We start from the raw sequence: 17,649 nt of genomic DNA, 5'->3' as shown, positions 1-17,649 counted from the left end.
TGAGCAAGCAGTTCAGACAGGTTCAGGCGAGCAGGGCTCGGCCGTACCAGTCCGTCTCGTCCCGTACGCCGGGCACGGCGAAGAAGTAGCCGCCCCCGAAGGGCTTGATGTAATCCGTGAGCGGCTCCCCCGCCAGCCGCTTCTGCACGGTCTCGAACTGCCGGGCCACGTCCTGCTGGTAGCAGCAGAACAGCAGTCCCATGTCGAGGTTTCCGTTGGCGTCCAGACCGCGGTCGTAGTTGTAGGGGCGGCGCAGGATCCGCTGCCCGGTGGTGGCCTGGGTGCGCGGGTTGGCGAGCCGTATGTGGGCGTCCAGCGGGATGACGTCACCTTTGGGGTCGTCGGCGTAATTCGGCGTGTCCTGCTCGGAGTTGCCGTCCAGCGGTGCGCCGGACACACGCGCGCGGCCGAACATCCGCTCCTGCTCGCTGAGCGAGACACGGTCCCAGAACTCCACGAGCATGCGGATGAGCCGGACCACCTGGTAGCTGCCGCCGACCGCCCAGTCCGGCTCGCCCGTCCCGGCGCCCACCCACACCAGGTGCTTCATCTCACGGGTGTCGGCGGCGTCCGGGTTGCCGGTGCCGTCCTTGAAGCCCATCAGGTTGCGCGGTGTACCGGACGGCCGGGGCGGGCTGGAGAAGCCGTCCAGCCGCCAGCGCATCTGCATGCCGCCCCGGGTGTGCCGCGCGATGTCGCGCAGCGCGTGCAGCACCGTGTCGGTGTCGTCGGCGTGCAGTTGGAGGCTGAGGTCCCCGTGGCACCAGTCGGGCCGCAGGTCGTCGTCCGGGAAGGACGGCATGGTGGTCAGCCGGCGCGGTTGGCGCGCGGCCAGCCCGAACCGGTCGTCGAAGAGGGACGCGCCGACGCCGAACGTCACCGCGAGCTCCCCGGCGGGCAGCCGGTCGCCGAGGACACCCGAGTCGGCGGGCGGGCCGGTGATGCCCACCGGCGACGGTGTCCCACCCGAGGTGAGGAAGCGGGCCCGCTCGGTGAGCGTGCGCAGCAGGTCCGTCAGTCCGGAGCGGTTGTCGGCGGTCACGTCGAGCGCGGCGAACACCGTGACGCGGCGCGGGGTCGCGATGGCCGACCGCTGGTGAACGCCGTGGAAGGGAGCGGGGGACGTCCGGCCGGCAGGCGTATCGGCCGAGGCCGATGGAGCACCGGGCGCGGCCGCACCGCCCGCGGCGAGCCCGGCGCCCGCGAGGGCCGCGCCGCGCAGGAAGCCGCGCCGGCCCACACCGCCCGTCTCCTCGCCGGACGCGCTCACACCGTCCTCCGCGGATCGCACACGGTCGCCACCGACGCGAGCCGTTCCACCAGATCGCCCAGGACCGCGTTCACGCTCTCGCGCTGCGTACGGGAGAGTCGCCCCAAGGGGGTCCAGGCACTGTTGCCGTGGAAGGCGTCGAGGGTGTGCTGGGCGTGATTCAACTCCCTTTCCAGGCCGGGCAGGTCTGCGTAGCGGGTGGCGAGCACCGGCCTCAGCCGGGACAGCACCTCACGGGTGCCGTCGACGTTGGCACGGGCGGTGGCCAGATTGCTGCCGCTGCCGTAGTCGGTCCGTCCCGTCAGCTCGAACTGCACGGTGTTCTCCAGGATCTCGTGCGCGCGCAGGCCCAGTTGCCCCGGGTCCATACGGGCCTGCGCCCAGTCGCCGCGCAGCACCGAAACGGCCTTCACCAGTGCCGCCGCAGGTGCCCGCAGGGACCGGGCGGTCCCGCCGTGCCACAACCCGTACTCGACGCGGTGGAAGCCGGCGAACTCCTTGTCGTGCACGCCGCCGGGCAGCCCCGCGTCGGAGCCGTTGATGTGGGCGTCCGCGTCGCCGAAGGCGTCGTACGCCGCGCCGAGCCGCTCGTACTCCAGGTGCGCCGGCAGCCACGCCGTGCGGGCCCCGGCGAGGTCTCCGCGGTCGATCGCGTCCCGCAGTCGGCCGGTGAGCCGTACGACCTCGTCCAGGCCGCGGCCGACCCATTTCTGGTAACCGATCGCCGGAGGGATCAGGTCGTGCTCGGTGACCGGGGCCGCGGCCGGTCCCGGTCGCCCTTCGGTGACGCGGACGGTGGGGCCGGTGACCGCGTCGGCGTCGTCGGGAACGCACTTGAAGGCGTACGAGCCCTTGCCCAGGCGGACGGTCAACTGCCGTGTCGTACCCGGGCCGATGCCTTCCGAGTCGCCGAACACCGCCTGGCTCTTCGGGTCCTCCAGATACACCTCGGTGGCCTCGTCGGAGGTGTTGTCCAGGTCGAAGACCTGGACGCCGGCCACGGGCTCGTCCCAACCCCGGCCGCAGGCACCGGTCGAGACCTGGACGGTGATGTGGGGCAGTCCGTCCGCGCTGGTTCGGACCGGGGCGGCTCTGAGCGTCAGGGCCACGGTTCCCAGCAGGGCGAGTACGGCGACGAGACCGGTCACCGCCCACACGGAGCGCGACCGCCGGCCGAGGCCGGAAAGGAGCATTCCGGGCCTCCCCCGGGTCGTGCCGTTCGCGATCGCCTCATGCTAGGACACCGCTTCCGCTCGAACGGCAGTCCAGAGAATCCCATGACCAAGAGTTCCCTCGCGATTAACCGGTTCGTCGACGAGCCCGAGACCGGTTTGCGGCTCGTCCGCGGACGCCGCGTCCCCCACACCCGCACCGTTGCCACCACGACTGTCGCCTTCTACTGTTTACGCGCGTCAGCCCCTCCCGCTGAGAAGTCGATGGTCGATCGTCGCCTCGGCCAAGCCTTTGCCGCACCCTCGGTCGTCACCGCCGCGGTCGTCCTGGACCAGTCCCCGCCACGCAACTGCGCCTGTTCCTCCGTACAGAACCGTCCGTGCCCGGAACCCAGCAGAGGAGACAGATCCATGAACACGCCACACACCCACGCTTCGAGCGTCGACCGCCGCACCCTGCTCCGCGGCGCGGCGGGCCTGACGACCGCGGCCGGTCTCGCCGCGGCCTTCACTCTCGGCTCGGCGGGCCGGGCCGCGGCGTACGGCTGGACGCGTACCCTCCAACAGGGCGCATCAGGTGCCGATGTGACGGAGCTGCAGATACGCGTAGGCGGCTGGGCGGCAGCGAGCGCCCAGCAGACCTACGTCGCCTGGGACGGCAGTTTCGGCCCGGCGACGGCGGACGCGGTCAGACGGTTCCAGTCGGCGTACGGCCTCTCCGCCGACGGCGTCGTCGGCCCGCAGACCCAGAGCGTGCTCAACAGCCTGGAGAGCGGCGACGGTTCGACCGCGCACTTCGAGTGGAGCGAGTTCTACTCCCACGACGGCACCGGATTCGGCGGCGGAAAGGTGGGTTCGGCCGCGGTCAAGGAGAACGTGCGCCGCCTGATGTACAAGCTGGAGGCGGTGCGCAAGAAGGCCGGCGACAGCGCGATCACCGTCAACTCGGGCTTCCGCAGCACCGCCTACAACGCGTCGGTGGGCGGTGCGTCCAACAGCATGCACTGCTACGGCGTCGCCTCGGACATCGTGGTGTCCGGGCACACCACCCTCCAGGTCTACAGGATCGCCGAGACCTGCGGATTCTCCGGGCTCGAGGCCTACACGCACTCCTGGCAGCACGTCGACAGCCGCGTCCAGTACCCCTCCCTGGTGGTGGGAGAGCGGCACCGTCTGACCGGCCGGGGCGGCTTGGCGCGGTCGGGGACGGGTTCGCCGCCGAACGGCCGTCGCCCGGCCGGGCGGGGCTGTCCGGTTCCTCACCCGCCGTCCGCCCAGTCCTCGTCGCTGCGCCCCAGCAGCCGGGCGATGGTGGCCGCGTCGGGCAGCGCACCGCGGTCCGCGGTCACCCGCAGTGCGGACGAGGCGGTGATGTGGCCGAGCCGCAGGGCGCGACGCAGGTCCTGGCCGTTCAGCAGTCCGGCGAGGAACCCCGCGGCGAAGGCGTCGCCGGCGCCGACGGGCTCCACGACGTTGGTGCGCAGGGCCGGTACCGTGCACGAGTCCCCGTCGGCGAAAGCGGTGGCGGATCGCGCGCCGTCCTTGACGACGAGGATGCGCGGACGCCTCAACAACCGCCGCACGTCGCCCGTTTCGAGGTGGGCACCCCAGAGGTCCTGTGCCTCGTCGAGACCGACGAAGGCGATGTCGGCGCGGTCGGCGAGTTCACGCAGCACGGGTGCGGCGCCGTCGTCGTGCCAGAGCGCGGGGCGGTGGTTGACGTCGAAGCTGACGGCGTACGGTCGTGCGCCCGCCCGGTCGTCGAGGGCGCTTTCCACCAGGGTGCGGCAGGAGGGGGACAGTGCCGGGGTGACTCCGGTGAGGTGCAGCAGGGATGCCGTTCGCAGCCGCTCGTCGTCCAGGGTTTCGGGGCCGAGGGCGGAGGCGGCCGAGCCGGTCCGGTAGTAGTGGACGCGGGTACGTGCGGGTCCTGGGTCCTTGACGAGCAGGCCGGTGGGGCGGTCCGGGTCGGTGCGTACCCCGGTGACGTCGACGCCGGCGGCGGCGACCGCGGCACGCACACGCCGGCCGAACGCGTCGTCACCGAGCGCCGACAGCCAGGAGACCGGACGGCCCAGGTCGGCCAGGTACATGGCCACGTTGGACTCCGCTCCGGCCACCGACAGCCGCAGGTCGTCGGCGGTGTCGAGCGGCCGGGGTGGCGTCGGTGCCAGGGCGGCCATGGTCTCGCCGATACACACCACGGGTCCGTCGGCGGGACGCCAGGGGCCGGTCATGCGCTCTGTCCGGCCGGCCGGTAGGCGGCCGCCGGCGGTCCCGGCACGTCGACGTGCACGGTGAACAGGGCACCGTCCTGGGGTCCGGGGTCGGTGAGGCCCACGCGGGCCGAGGTGATGTGCAGCAGGTCTCCTTGCAGGCACACCCCGGCGGGCTGACGCGCGGGCAGCCGCAGGGTGCGCTCCACTCTGCCGTCCGGCAGGTAGCGACGTACGGTGCCGGTACCCCATACGGCGATCCAGACGCCGCCCTCGTGGTCGACCGCCATGCCGTCGGGGCTGCCGTCGGCCACGGTGACGAACGTCCGGGCCGCGCCGAGTTCACCGGTGGCCGGGTCGACCTCGTGGCGGCGGACGACTCCCCGGGCGCTGTCGGCGAGGTACAGGGTGGCGCCGTCGGGTGTGAAGGCGGGCCCGTTGGGCACGGTGATGCCCTCGATGACACGGGTCACCGTGCCGTCGTGGTCGACCCGGTAGAGCGAACCGGCGCCCTCGTGCTGGGCGTAGGCCATGCTGCCCGCCCAGAACCGGCCTGCGGGATCGGCGGTCGCGTCGTTCATGCGCATGGGCACGGGGGCGTCCGTCTCGGGCCGGGCCAGCCATGTGCTGATTCCGTCGGTGGTGAGCAGGCAGATCCCGGTGCCCGCGGCGCCGATCCAGGTGCCGGGCCGGCCGGCGACGGGTGCCACCGCGCCCAGCGGCATGGGCAGCCGGGCGAGTTGCCGCAGCGGCGCGGTCGGCTCGTCGGGGGCTGCGAGCAGCCGGCCTTCGAGGATGTCGACGAGCACGATGCCCTCGCCGGTCCAGCGGATCCCTTCGCCGAGTTCGAGCCGGTCGGGGCGGAGGGTCTCGATCACGGCGTGACCTCCTCGGCGATTGCGCGGAAGGCGCGGGCGCGGACGCGCAGGCCGGAGAGTTCGCCGTCGGCGGCGGCGCCGACGAGGGGTGAGCCGACACCGACCGCGATCGCCCCGGCGGCCAGGTAGGCGCGTGCAGCGACCTCGTCGACCCCGCCCACGGGCACGAACGGCTCGTTCGGGAAGGGGCCGCGCAGGGCTTCGAGGTAGGCGGGGCCGCCGGCCTGGGCGGCGGGGAAGATCTTCAGTGCGGCGGCGCCGAGGCCGCGTGCGGCCACGATGTCGGTCGGCGTCATCACTCCTGCCAGCACCGGCATGCCCGCCTCGATCGCCGCGCCGACGCCTTCGCCCAGCGCCGGGGTGACGGCGAAGTCGGCGCCGGCGTCGCGGGCGGCCCGGGCGTCGGCGGCGGTGAGGACGGTGCCGGCGCCGAGGCGGTGTGCGGGGCCGAGGGCCTGCCGGGCCCGTTCGATCACGCTCAGGGCGCTGCGGCCCGTGAGTGACACCTCGATGAGTTCGATGCCCTCGTCGGCCAGTGCGAGTACGGTGCGAAGCGCCGCGTCGGGGTCGTCCTTGCGCACGATGGCGAGGAGTCGGTGGGCGGTCAGAGCCGCTCGCAGGTCCATGATTCTCGGTTTCCCCTCGGTACGGGTTCGGTGTGAGCACGCCCGCGCGGCCGCGCACGAGCTGTCAGGGGCAGTGGCAGCGGTCGGTCAGCGTGAGTCGCCAGCGCACCTCGCCGGACGCGGGGACGACGGCCGCCTCGCCGTGGCCGGCTTCGGCGAGGTCGAAGACGCGGCCGAGCATCGGTTCCACGCCGGTACTGCGGTAGGGGTGGTGTGCGGGGAAGCCGCCGAGGTTGCGCCACAGGGCCGTCGACAGCGGCTGCCCGTCGGCCTCCACGGTCAGGCCCAGCCGGTCATCGTCGTCGTGCACGCAAGCGCGGTCGGTGTCGACGACCGCTCCGACCGCGGTGCCGTCGTCGGGTCCCACGCGGTCCAGGCGGACTCCGCCCGGTGCGGGCCAGGTGCCCTCCGTGCACGGGGCCGGGTCGGGGTAGAGGCGGGTGTGCGCTCCTTCGCGCAGGTGCAGGGTCGCCCGCTCGGAGAGGTCGAGCAGGGCGTGTGCCGCCCAGAGGAAGCGGCGGCCGGGGTCGGCGGTGAGGAGGTAGTCGGCCTCGGCGCCGTCGGCGGTGCGGCGGATGGTCCGGGTCAGTGCGAACCGCTCGCAGGTCACGCTCTGGGTGCCGTGCTTGTCGCGCGTCCAGGGGCGTGACCAGGCGTCGCCGTGGTCCGGCGTGCCGCGGACGGTGGGCACGCACTCCTCCAGTCCTCCGGCGTCGACGAAGGCGTCGCCCGGTGCCACGTCCGCGCGCCGCGGATCCTCGCGCCGCCACAGCCATTCCCTGGAGCCTGACCTCAGCGATGTCCAACGGCCGCCGTGTGCCGGGTCGGTGAGGATGTCGAGGGGCATCTCACCACTCCGCGAAGGATCCGTCGGAGTGCCGCCACACCGGGTTGCGCCAGCTGTGGCCGGAGCGGTCGGCGGCGCGTACGGCGGCCTCGTCGACGGTGATGCCCAGGCCGGGTGCGTCGCAGCGGGGCGCGTGTCCGGCGACGAAGCGGAACGGTTCGGGGTCGACCACGTAGGACAGGAGATCGGCGTCCTTGTTGTAGTGGATGCCCCGGCTCTGTTCCTGGATCAGGAAGTTGGGGGTGGCGAAGGCGACCTGGAGGCTTGCCGCCAGGGCGATCGGGCCGAGCGGGCAGTGCGGGGCCAGCTGGGCGCCGTAGGTCTCGGCGAGCGAGGCGATGCGGTGGACCTCGGAGATGCCGCCGGCGTGCGAGAGATCGGGCTGGGCGACGGCGATGCCCGCGGCGAGGACGGGGAGGAACTCGCCGCGCCCGTAGAGGCGTTCGCCGGTGGCCAGGGGCACCGGGCTGGCGGCGACGAGGCCCGGCAGCAGTCCACTGTGCTCGGGGAGGACGGGCTCCTCCGCGAACAGGGGGTGGAGCGGGGCGAGTTCGACGAGGACGCGGCGGGAGGTGGCGGCGGTGAACCGGCCGTGGAAGTCGACGGCGACGTCGCGGTCGGGTCCGAGGGCCTCGCGGGCGGCGGCCACGCGGGCGACGACGGCCGCGGTCTCGGCGGCCGTGGCGATCGGTGCGGTGCGTCCGGCCGCGTTCATCTTCACCGCGGTGAAGCCGGCCTCCACCTGGGCGGCTATCTGCTCGGTGAGCTCGGCGGGTTCGTCGCCGCCGACCCAGGCGTAGACCCGGACCCGGTCGCGTACGGGGCCGCCCAGCAGGGCGTGCACGGGGGCGCCGTAGGTCTTGCCCGCGATGTCCCACAGGGCCTGGTCGAGGCCGGCGACGGCGCTGGACAGGACCGGGCCACCACGGTAGAAGCCGCCCTTGGTGAGTACCTGCCAGTGGTCCTGGATGCGCAGGGGGTCCTGGCCGAGGAGGTGTTCGGCCAGCACGTCGACGGCGGCCCGGACGACTTCGGCGCGTCCCTCGACGACGGGTTCGCCCCAGCCGACGACGCCGTCGTCGGTCTCGACGCGGCAGAACAGCCAGCGCGGCGGGACGAGGAAGGTCTCGATGCGGGTGATCTTCACGGGGTGCGGAAGCCTTCCGTCTCGTCGGGCCGGCCGATGCGGTCCAGGTCGCGTCCGGCCTGGTCGAGCAGGGCCCGCATGGCGGCCTCGGCTGCTTGTGGATCGCCGGCGCGCACGGCGTCCAGGACGGCGCGGTGGGCCGGCACGGGGTCCTCGCTGTGCGGGGAGCTGTGCACGATCCGGTCGCGATGGGCGAGGCCGGACTCGAGCACCATCTCCATGCGTTCGAGGAGTTCGTTGTGGGTGGCGGCGAGCAGGGCGCGGTGGAAGGCGAGGTCGGCGTCGACGGCGTGTGCGGCGTCGGCGTCCTCCTCTCCCATCGCCTCCAGGGCGCCTTCCAGGGCGGCGAGGTCGGCGTCGGTGCGCCGCTGGGCGGCGAGGCGGGCGGCGGCCGGTTCGATGATGGCCCGGACCTCGGCGAGGTTGCACAGCAGCGCCCGGTCCGACTCCGTGGTGCTGCCGCCCTCGAACTGCCAGCGCAGCACGTCGGCGTCGAGCAGGTTCCAGTCGGCGCGGGGGCGCACGAAGGTGCCGCGCTTCTGGCGGGCGTCGACCATTCCCTTGGCCGCGAGAACCTTCAGGGACTCGCGCAGGGCGGTGAGGCTCACGTCCAGCTCGCTCTGCAGCGCCACCAGGTCGAGTGTGGCCCCCTCGGGGATGTCGCCGCCGAGGATGCGGCGGGCGAGGGCTTCCACGGTCTGGCCGTGCACGCCGCGGCGGGCGTAGGGCGTCATGTCGTACTGCCTTTCTGCTGCGAGAGGGGCGCGGGGGTCATGCCGACGCCTTGACGACGCTCCAGCCGCCGTCCACGAGGAGACTCGTGCCGGTGATGAAGGAGGCCTCGTCGGAGCCGAGGAAGGCGATCGCCGCGGCCACCTCCTCGGGGGTGCCGAAGCGGCCTGCCGCGGTCTCGGCGACGCTGCGCTCCCGGTCCTGGGCGGACACCCGGTCCCAGGCGGCCGTCAGGACCGGACCGGGCACGACGGCGTTGACCCGTACCTCGGGCCCGTAGTCGACGGCGAGTTGTCCGCACAGGGACAGCAGCGCGCCCTTGGACGCGGCGTAGGCGGGGTGGCCCGGGATGCCTCTGTGGGCGTGGACGGACGAGGTGAGCACGACGGCTCCGCGGCGGGCGCGCAGGTCGGGCAGGACGGCCTTGAAGCCGAGGAAGGCGGCGGTGAGGTTGACGTCGAGCTGCCGGCGCCAGGACTCCAGGGTCAGCTCGTGCGCCGGGGCGACCTCGACGGTGTAGGCGTTGCTGACGAGCAGGTCCACGGGGCCGATGTCGTGTGCGGCGGACGCGATCCGCTGCCAGTCCCCTTCGGCCGAGACGTCGGCGGTGACGAAGCGGGCCCGGCCGCCGTGCGCGGCGATCCGTTCGGCTACCGCCGTGCCGCGCTCCTCGGCGACGTCCGCGAGGACGACGGCGGCTCCCTCCTGGGCGAGGCGTTCGGCTGCGGCGGCGCCGATGCCGGAGGCGGCGCCGGTGACCACGGCCGTGCGGCCGGTGAAGCGGTCACCGGTGCGGCGGGACTGTTCCATCGGGTGGTTGGGCTCCTTCGGTGGGCTGATGCGTGTGGGGTGAACATATGCCGGTCCGCGGCTCTCTACTGCCGTGTCAGCACCACCAGTTCCGCGTCGTGCGCGGCGCTCCACGCGAACGGCAGGCCGTGGTGGAGCAGATGGGCGCCGCTGTACGCGGTCCCCGTCGCGGCGTCCTGGTAGGTGGCGGCGGGGTCGAGTCCGCGCAGCCGGAGCCGGGCCGGCCGTCCGGGGAGGAGCGGGGCTCCGTCCAGCGGGCCGGTGCTCAGGGCGGCCACGACGGTGCGGCCGTCGGTCCCGTCGTACTGCACGCCGCACGTGGGCTCGCGCGGGCTGCCCAGCAGCCGTGCCTCGCCGTGGTGGACGACGTCCCGTACGTCCTTGTAGCGGGCGATCCAGCGGGCGGCCTCGGCGCGCCGGCCGGCGTCCCACCGGCGCAGGTCGGCGCCGATGCCGAGGACGCCGCACATGGCGTTCACGAAACGGAAGGCGAGGCTGCGCGGCCGGGGGTCGAAGACGCCGGGGGCGTCGGTCACCCAGGAGCTCATCACATGCGGGGCGTGGGCGTGCAGGAAGCCGTACTGGATGGCGAGCCGGTCCAGGGGCGCGGTGTTGTCGCTGGGCCACAGCACGTCCGTGCGGGCCAGGGTGGCGTGGTCGGTCCGTGCGCCGCCGCCCGCGCAGCCCTCGACAGTGACGTGCGGGTGCACGGTGCGCAGGTGGTCGAGGACACGCAGGTAGCCGGCCACGTGCCGGCCGTCGAGGTCGAGCCGGTCGGCGGGCCCGGCGCCGGGTCGGCCGCGTTCGGTGGGCGGCCGGTTCATGTCCCACTTGAGGTACGAGATGTCGTACGCGGTGAGCAGCCGGTCCAGGGTGCCGATGACGAAGTCCTGGACGTCGTCGCGCCCGAGGTCGAGCAGGAGCTGGTTGCGGACCAGGCGGGCGGGCCGGTCCTCGATCCGGTAGACCCAGTCGGGGTGTTCGGCGTACAGCTCGCTGCCGGGGCTCACGGCCTCCGGTTCGATCCAGAGCCCGAAGGCGAGCCCGAGGGCGCGTACTTCTTCGACGAACCGTCCGAAGCCGTCCGGGAACGCGACCGGATCGGGGTGCCAGTCGCCGAGGCCTCCGGTGTCGTCGGCGCGGCCGGTGAACCAGCCGTCGTCGACGACGAACAGTTCGGCGCCGATGTCCGCGGCGGTCTTCGCGAGCTCCAGCTGCCCGGCCGCGTCGACGTCGAAGGCGGTGGCCTCCCAGGAGTTGTAGAGGACCTTGCGGGGCCGGTGCAGCCGCTCACCGCTGAGGTGCCGCTCGTAGCGGTGCCAGACACGGGACAGCCCGTCAAGGCCTTCCGCGCTGAACGCGCAGGCCAGGCGTGGGGTGGTGAGGGTCTCGCCGGGGGTGAGGTATACGACGCCCTCGTGCGGGACGCGGCCGGCTCGGACGCGGACGAACCCGCCGGACCCGGCCTCCGCGGTGATGTGCCAGTTGCCGGACCATTCGAGGGCTACGCCGTACGCCGGTCCGTCCTGACCGTCCTGTACGGCGAGCCAGGGGGCGTACGCGTGGCCGGGCACGCCTTGGGTGCTGCCGATGCTGAACGTGCCCCGCGACAGGTCGAGTTGGGTGTGCTGGAACTCCTGGGACCACTGGCCGGCGAGGTACGTGATCCGGGCCGGACCGGTGACCGGGACGGTGACGGCGGCCGAGTCCAGGCGTTCCAGGCGCAGTTCCTCGTGTGTGGCCGTGAACTCGGTCCAGCGCAGGATCACATCGGTGCCCGGCACCGCCTCGTAGCACAGGACCGTGCGCAGCCCGAGCACCTCGTCGGTGAACGCGAGCCGCAGACCGCCCCCGCTCTCCTCGGCGCCCGCGAACTCCCACCACACGCCCCGCTCCTCGCCCGGCCGGGACGCGACGAGATCGGCGCCGGTGAACGGGCGCAGCCCGTACGGCAGATACTCGGCCGGCGCGACGTCGGCGGGGGTGAGGAAGTGGGTGTGGTGCGACCGGTCGAGCGCGGAGGGCCCGGTCTCGACGCCGTGGGGTCCCCAGGCGTCGAGTTCGGCCCAGGGGCCGTCGGCGGACAGTCGTACGGTGTAGCCGGTGCGGTCGGTGCGCAGGGTCCAGCGCTGGTACGGAGTCACTTGACCGCTCCGAGGTTGAGGCCGGCCACGAAGTGGCGCTGGAAGCGGAGGAAGACGGCCACGGTGGGGGCCGCGGCGATGACGGATCCGGCGGCGATCACGTTCCACATGGACACGTACTGTCCCTGGAGTCCGATGAGGGCGGCGGTGATGGGCATCTTGGTGTCGCTGCGCAGCACGGTGATGGCCCACAGCAGGTCGTTGAAGATCCAGGTGAAGGACAGGGCGCTGAGTGCGGCGAGGGCCGGGCGGGTCAGCGGGAGGATGATCCGCCAGAAGATCTGCCAGGGCCCGGCGCCGTCGACGACGGCGGCCTGCTGGATCTCTACGGGGATGGCGCGCATGAATCCGTGCAGGACGAAGACGTAGAAGCCGACGCCGAAGCCGATCTGCACGCCGATCAGCGCGGGCAACGTGTCGTAGACGCCGATCAGTTCGCTCAGCTTGGACACCGGGATGAGCAGGATCTGCGGGGGGAGCAGATTGCCGCCGAGCATGAGCAGCAGCAGGGAGCGCCGGAAGGGCATCTCGTAGCGGCTGAGCACGAACGCGGCCATCGCGGCGAGGGCGAGCGTGATGACCACGCAGGGGACGGTGACGAGCAGGCTGTTGATCAGGGCGCGCTGCTGGCCGCCGTCGACCCAGGCCTGCTTGAAGTTGTCCAGGGTGAAGGAGCGGGGCCGGCTGCCCAGGCCGTGTGCGGCGATGTCGTCGAAGGAGCGCAGGCTGGTCACCAGGACCAGGGCGATGGGCAGCAGCCACAGGAGGGCGAGGGCGCCCGCGCCGAGGTGGAAGCCGGCCGTCGCCGTGCGGCGCCGGCGCAGAGCGGCGGAGTTGTCGGAGACGGCCATCAGTCGGCCTCCCGGAAGGCGCGCACCAGGTAGGAGGCGATGACGCCGAAGGCCAGCACGAAGATGACGACGGCCAGGGCGGAGCCGTATCCCAGGCGCAGGGACTGGAAAGCCGTGGAGTACATGTAGGTGCTCAGCAGTTCGGACGAGTGGTAGGGGCCGCCCCGGGTGAGGGACCACACGACGTCGAAGGAGCGCAGCGAGTCGATGACGATCACCGAGAGGACGACCGCGTTGACGCTGCGCAACTGAGGCAGCGTCACATGGCGGAATCGCTGCCGGCGTCCGGCGCCGTCGACCTTGGCGGCCTCGTACAGGGCGGGGTCGATGCCTTTGAGCCCGGCGAGGTAGAGGACCATCACGTAGCCGACCTGGCGCCACAGCGCGGGCACGATGACCGCGTACAGGGCGGTGTCCTGGTCGGCGAGCCAGGCGTGGCGCAGGCTGCCGAGGCCGAAGGACTGCAGGAGCTGGTTGAGGACGCCGTCGGGCTGGTAGATGGCCTGCCAGACGAGGCCGGTGGCGACGAGGGAGAACACGACGGGCAGGAAGAGGGCGGCGCGGTAGAAGCCGACGCCCCGGCGTTCCTGCTGGAGGAGGAGCGCGGCCCCCAGGCCGAGGACCGCCGAGAGGCCGCCGAACAGGACGAGCCACAGCACGGTGTCGACGACGGCGGTACGGAAGACCTCGTCGTGCGCCATCTCCCGGAAGTTGCCGAGGCCCACGAACCGGGGCGCGGAGACGCCGTCCCAGCTGGTGAGGGCGAGGTAGAAGCCCTGCAGCGCGGGCCAGAACACCCACACCGCCTCGGCGAGCAGCGGGACGAGGAGGAAGACGAGCACCATCGGCGGGGTGCGCCGGGGCCCCCGGGCCCGCCCGCCGCGAGGCGGGGGCGGGGCCGGGGAGGTGCGTTCGGGGGCGGTCAGGACGGCCACGTCACGCGTTCCGGATCTTCTCGGCGTCGCGCTGCCAGTCCGTGAGGATCGAACCGACGCTCCTGGGCTTGGCGAGGAACTTGGTCAGGGCGGTGTCGGCCGCGGGCTGCATGGCGTCGCTGGAGTCGCGGTTGAAGAACTGGGTGATCTCCGCCGCTTCCTCTATGTGCTTGCGGCCCTTTTTGACCAGGGGGGTCCCGGAGTCCTTGGCGTCGGGGTGGGTGGGCAGGACGGTTCCGGAGGAGCCCTTGATGTAGATCTCCTGGGCCTCGGCGGTGGCGAGGTAGCGCAGCAGGTCGTAGACCTCGTCGCGGCGACCGGTACGGGCGCTGGCGAAGTAGCCGTCGGTGGGCGCCTCTTCGGCGAGCGGGACCTTGCTGTCGATGACGGGGAAGCGGAAGAAGTCGATGTCGTCGAGTGCGTCCTTCGGTGCCGCGTCGGCGAAGAAGGTACCGATGAGCATCATGCCGCTTCGGCCGTTGAGCAGGGAGGTGGTGGCGTCCTGGAAGGCGACCGCGGTGCCGTTCGGGTCGAAGTACGGCAGCACCTGCGTCCAGCGGTCGAAGACCTTGCGCACCTCGGGGTCGTCGAAACGGTGCTTGCCGGCGAGGAGTTCCCGGTGGTAGACGGCGCCGTTGATGCGGATGTCCAGGTAGTCGAACCAGGCGGAGGCGACCCAGGCGGTGTTGCCGCCGGCGCCGAGGCCGATCGGGGCGACGCCCTTGGACTTGAGCTTGTCGCACAGATCGAGGAACTCGTCCCAGCTCGTGGGCTCCTGGACGCCCCACTTGGCGAAGTTGGACTTCCGGTAGAACATGCCCCACCAGTAGTAGGTGGTGGGCACGAAGACCTTCTTGCCGGAGGACGCGGTGCACAGCGAGTTCAGGGCCTCGGAGTAGCCCTTGAGCTCGGGCGAGGACCAGACCTCGCCGAGGTCGAGCAGCAGGTCCTTCTTCGCGTAGGCGTCCGCGACCGAGCCGGGGTACCAGGTGTAGACGTCCGGCGGGTTGGCGGAGGTCAGATAGGTCGGCAGCTGGGTGCGGAAGGTCTCGGCGGCCACTGTGTTGAGGCCGGCCCTGCCGGAGCCCCTCTTGGCGTAGGCGGCGACCAGGTCCTCCATGGCGGCCTTGGCCTGGGGGGCGGACAGGTTGGACTGGAGGGTCACCGGGCCCCCCTTGGAGGAGCTCTTGCCGGAAGAGGAGCCGGCGGTGACACAGCCGCTGAGCAGTGCCGTCGTCCCGGCGGCGCCGAGGCCGGTGAGGAAGAGCCGTCGGCTGGGGTGTTGGTTCGTCATGGGATGCTCCCTGCGGATCCGCGCGACGGGGCCGGCCCTCCTGACGGCCGGGGTCCCGCTCACGGCGGATCCAGGTTCGCGTGGCACGATCACCACGTCAAGATTAATTACTAATTTATTTGAACTGGGTCAGATGCACGGAGCCGTCGACCCCGCGATACACCGCGTCGACCACGCCGTCCGGACCCGCCACCGCCCCGAGAGCACCGTCGAACGCCGCGCTCGGGAACTCCTGCCGCTTGCTCCACCACTGCCAGCCGCCGTTCTCGTAACGCTGCTGCCAGAGGGTGTAGTCGCCGGCCCGCGCGTACAGCACCACGGCGTCGCCCACCGCGACCAGCGTCGGGCTCCCGCTCACGGTGCCGCCGAGCGAACTCCACTGCGTCCACTGGCCGTCCGTGCCGCGCGAGCGCGTCCACACGTCATCCGCCGCGCTGCGCACCGCGACGTACACCCGCCCCTGCGCGTCGGCCACGGCGGACGGCCTGCCGTACACCTGACGCTCCCCCGGCGTGCCGAGCGACGACCAGTCGGACGCCGCCCCGCGCTGCACGACGCTTCCGTCCTCGCCGCGCGCGAACAGCGTCCAGTGCGCGGGGTCGGCGAAGGCCACGGACGGGGCGTCGGTGAGCCTGCCTCCGAGGTCCTGCCAGCCACCCCAGCGGCCGTGCGCGAACACCCGCCGGTACGCACGGGAGTCGGCACCGCGCACGAAGACGTCGATCCGGCCGTCGGCGGAGGCGTGGGCGGCGGGCTGACCGAGGATCTTGCCGGGCGCCGGGCCGCCGAGGTCCGTCGTCCGCGTCCGGCCGCCCGCGTCCGTGCGCTGCACGAGGGTGCCGCCGGGGCTGCGGAAGAACGTGCCGAGCGTGTCGCCGTCACGGACGATCGCCGGACTCGCCGAGGTCGGAGCGTGCAGGTCGGTACCGGGCACGACGTCCTCTGCGCTCAATTTCAGGAACGCGGTGCCGTGCGCCGGGACCTCGACCGTGTACGACCCGGTGTGCGTGCCGCGGTCGGCGCGCGCCCTGAGGTCACGGACCTTCACCGCGCCGCCGAGGGCCACGTCGGAGAAGTTCACGGTGCGTTCGACCGTCCGGTCGGAGCGATTGAGCAGCACGACCGCACGGTTGCCGTGCCCGGAGAGCACCTTGCTGTAGACGTCACCCACCGAGTCGGTGGCCACGCGGACGCCCTGCACGCCCAGCGGGTCCTGGTCGACGGCGATGATCTCCGGGTTGCGCAGCGTGCGGAGCATCGAGTCGGACAGGGTGCGCGGGTCGGAGCCGAGGACGAGCGGGGAGGCCATCTCGGCCCACATCACGAACTGGGTGGTGGACTCCTCCTCCGTCAGCTCCAGCGTGCCGTCGGCCATGCGGCGCGTCGGGATGAGGTAGTCGGGGTCGTTGTAGTGGCCGGGTCCCTGCGCCTCGGGATGCCAGGCGTTGGCGTCCATGTTGCGCAGTACGTTGGGCCACTGGCCGGGGCTCGGGGTACCCCAGGCGATGTCCGTTCCGGTGCGCCAGGAGTCGGCGATCGTCGGGGCGTAGGCGTAGGTGTTGTGGGCGTCCTGTTCGGGGGTGTGCGGCAGCCCCCAGTCGTCGGTGAGCGGGTTGCACAGGTTGAGCAGCATCCTGCGGCCGGACTTGGCGACCGCGTCGCCGAACTCCTTGAACGCCGGGCCCGGATCGAGCTTCTCGCCGATGCCGCACAGGAAGTCGACCTTGATGGCGTCGATCTTCCAGGCCGCGAACTGCTTTGCGTCCTCGGTGTAGTGGCCGCGGCTGCCGAGCCCGCAGCTCTTGCCGCCGTCGTAGGTACCGGCGTCGGTGTAGATGCCGGCACGCAGACCGCGCTGGTGCAGATAGGAGACGAGAGCGGGGACCCCGGACGGGAAGCGGTCCCGGTCGGCCGTCAGCCTCCCTTGCGCGTCACGGGGGTTGTCGGCCTGCCAGCCGCCGTCCAGCCACACGATGTCATAGCCGCTGTCGCGCAGTCCGCTGCCGACCAGTTCGTCGGCGACCGAGCGCACCTCCTTCTCCGTGGGCGCCCCGAGGCCGTAGTACGTGTTCCAGCCCATGTACGGCGTCGGAGCGAGACCACTGTCGTAGTACGCGGGCGCACCCTGGTCCACGGCAGGACCCGCGTGAGCGGAGGGCGTCACGGTGGCGGCCAGGACCACCGCTATCGCCGCCGCCAGGGCGGGCCGGGTGAACCAGGCAGGCCGGCGCTCGGGTACGGGCGGGTATGAAGTCACGTGCCTCTCCCAGAGGTTGGGGAGTGAGGGGAGCGAGACGCGGGCCGCACGGGAGTGCGCCTGCGACGTCACGGCGACGACTGTGGCGCCCGGCCGAAACCCTGTCAAGATTAATTACTAATTAACGAGAAGCGGAGTCGATATTGGCGCGGTCCATGCCCGGGAATTCGAGAGGATGCTTGACCTCAACCCCTTTCTTCACACCTTGACTTAACACCGAGACGATTGCTTGGATCCCACTCATCGGTGCGTCGGGAAGGGAGTCGGACAGTGCCTGTCGCAACGTCAGGACCCTTTGTCCACAGCGGATCGCCCTCCCCCGCGCAGCAACGGACTCCGCCGCTCACGCGGAGGAGACCCGACGCGCCCAGCGCTCCCGGCGCCCCCTCGCCGGCCAGGTGCTCCGCTGTGCCGATGCCGCCAGGACCGGTCAGGTCTGACCGGCCCGGCGAGGCACCGGCTCCCCCATC

Annotated in this window: 14 protein-coding genes and 1 pseudogene; 1 reads left to right on the top strand and 14 read right to left on the bottom strand. The window is 72.2% G+C overall.

Features of this window, described 5'->3' with window-relative positions:
• Positions 1-22 precede the first annotated feature (22 nt).
• Together efeB and ACWD5D_RS31345 are read right to left on the bottom strand one after the other, a co-directional pair.
• Entirely contained in the window at positions 23-1,270 is a 1,248-nt protein-coding gene (gene efeB, locus ACWD5D_RS31350; RefSeq protein WP_451376150.1) for an iron uptake transporter deferrochelatase/peroxidase subunit, read from the bottom strand.
• Positions 1,267-2,463: an EfeM/EfeO family lipoprotein gene (locus ACWD5D_RS31345; RefSeq protein WP_451376149.1), complete on the bottom strand. Its 1,197-nt coding sequence runs from the start codon at positions 2,461-2,463 to the stop codon at positions 1,267-1,269. The genes efeB and ACWD5D_RS31345 overlap by 4 nt, the downstream gene beginning before the upstream one ends.
• 39 nt (positions 2,464-2,502) lie before the next feature.
• Between ACWD5D_RS31345 and ACWD5D_RS31340 the strand changes: the two are divergent.
• Positions 2,503-3,510 (top strand): annotated as a pseudogene (locus tag ACWD5D_RS31340) (D-Ala-D-Ala carboxypeptidase family metallohydrolase); the annotation flags it as partial.
• Between the two features lie 191 nt (positions 3,511-3,701).
• Here ACWD5D_RS31340 and ACWD5D_RS31335 read toward each other — a convergent pair.
• The 12 genes from ACWD5D_RS31335 to ACWD5D_RS31280 all read right to left on the bottom strand — a co-directional run bounded on the left by ACWD5D_RS31335 (position 3,702) and on the right by ACWD5D_RS31280 (position 17,179).
• Positions 3,702-4,679 carry a sugar kinase gene (locus tag ACWD5D_RS31335; RefSeq protein WP_451376148.1) on the bottom strand — a complete coding sequence of 326 codons (978 nt, stop codon included), beginning with the start codon at positions 4,677-4,679 and terminating at the stop codon, positions 3,702-3,704.
• On the bottom strand, positions 4,676-5,536 hold the full coding sequence (locus ACWD5D_RS31330) for an SMP-30/gluconolactonase/LRE family protein (protein ID WP_451376147.1): 861 nt from the start codon (positions 5,534-5,536) through the stop codon (positions 4,676-4,678). Before ACWD5D_RS31330 ends, ACWD5D_RS31335 begins: the two co-directional genes overlap by 4 nt.
• On the bottom strand, positions 5,533-6,162 hold the full coding sequence (locus ACWD5D_RS31325) for a bifunctional 4-hydroxy-2-oxoglutarate aldolase/2-dehydro-3-deoxy-phosphogluconate aldolase (RefSeq protein ID WP_451376146.1): 630 nt from the start codon (positions 6,160-6,162) through the stop codon (positions 5,533-5,535). Before ACWD5D_RS31325 ends, ACWD5D_RS31330 begins: the two co-directional genes overlap by 4 nt.
• Positions 6,163-6,226: 64 nt before the next feature.
• Positions 6,227-7,009 (bottom strand): hypothetical protein, encoded by a 783-nt coding sequence (locus tag ACWD5D_RS31320; protein WP_451376145.1) that lies wholly within the window; start codon positions 7,007-7,009, stop codon positions 6,227-6,229.
• Position 7,010: 1 nt separating this feature from the next.
• Positions 7,011-8,156 (bottom strand): galactonate dehydratase, encoded by a 1,146-nt coding sequence (dgoD, locus tag ACWD5D_RS31315; protein ID WP_451376144.1) that lies wholly within the window; start codon positions 8,154-8,156, stop codon positions 7,011-7,013.
• On the bottom strand, positions 8,153-8,890 hold the full coding sequence (locus ACWD5D_RS31310; protein ID WP_451376143.1) for a FadR/GntR family transcriptional regulator: 738 nt from the start codon (positions 8,888-8,890) through the stop codon (positions 8,153-8,155). Before ACWD5D_RS31310 ends, dgoD begins: the two co-directional genes overlap by 4 nt.
• A 37-nt stretch (positions 8,891-8,927) precedes the next feature.
• Positions 8,928-9,698, bottom strand: coding sequence for an SDR family NAD(P)-dependent oxidoreductase (locus ACWD5D_RS31305; RefSeq protein WP_451376142.1), 771 nt, complete (start codon positions 9,696-9,698; stop codon positions 8,928-8,930).
• 65 nt (positions 9,699-9,763) lie between these two features.
• Positions 9,764-11,842: an alpha-galactosidase gene (locus ACWD5D_RS31300; RefSeq protein WP_451376141.1), complete on the bottom strand. Its 2,079-nt coding sequence runs from the start codon at positions 11,840-11,842 to the stop codon at positions 9,764-9,766.
• The gene (locus ACWD5D_RS31295) at positions 11,839-12,693 is read right to left on the bottom strand and encodes a carbohydrate ABC transporter permease (RefSeq protein ID WP_451376140.1); all 855 of its coding nucleotides are present in this window, start codon (positions 12,691-12,693) and stop codon (positions 11,839-11,841) included. The genes ACWD5D_RS31300 and ACWD5D_RS31295 overlap by 4 nt, the downstream gene beginning before the upstream one ends.
• The gene (locus ACWD5D_RS31290; protein WP_451376139.1) at positions 12,693-13,628 is read right to left on the bottom strand and encodes a carbohydrate ABC transporter permease; all 936 of its coding nucleotides are present in this window, start codon (positions 13,626-13,628) and stop codon (positions 12,693-12,695) included. The genes ACWD5D_RS31295 and ACWD5D_RS31290 overlap by 1 nt, the downstream gene beginning before the upstream one ends.
• Before the next feature lies 1 nt (position 13,629).
• The gene (locus ACWD5D_RS31285) at positions 13,630-14,922 is read right to left on the bottom strand and encodes an ABC transporter substrate-binding protein (RefSeq protein WP_451376138.1); all 1,293 of its coding nucleotides are present in this window, start codon (positions 14,920-14,922) and stop codon (positions 13,630-13,632) included.
• Between the two features lie 115 nt (positions 14,923-15,037).
• On the bottom strand, positions 15,038-17,179 hold the full coding sequence (locus ACWD5D_RS31280; protein WP_451376137.1) for a glycoside hydrolase family 27 protein: 2,142 nt from the start codon (positions 17,177-17,179) through the stop codon (positions 15,038-15,040).
• Positions 17,180-17,649 lie beyond the last annotated feature (470 nt).

The sequence above is a fragment of the Streptomyces sp. NPDC002520 genome, assembly GCF_053595235.1.
The sequence above is the reverse complement of the archived record's forward strand: the minus strand, read 5'-3'. Positions and strand labels throughout refer to the sequence as shown.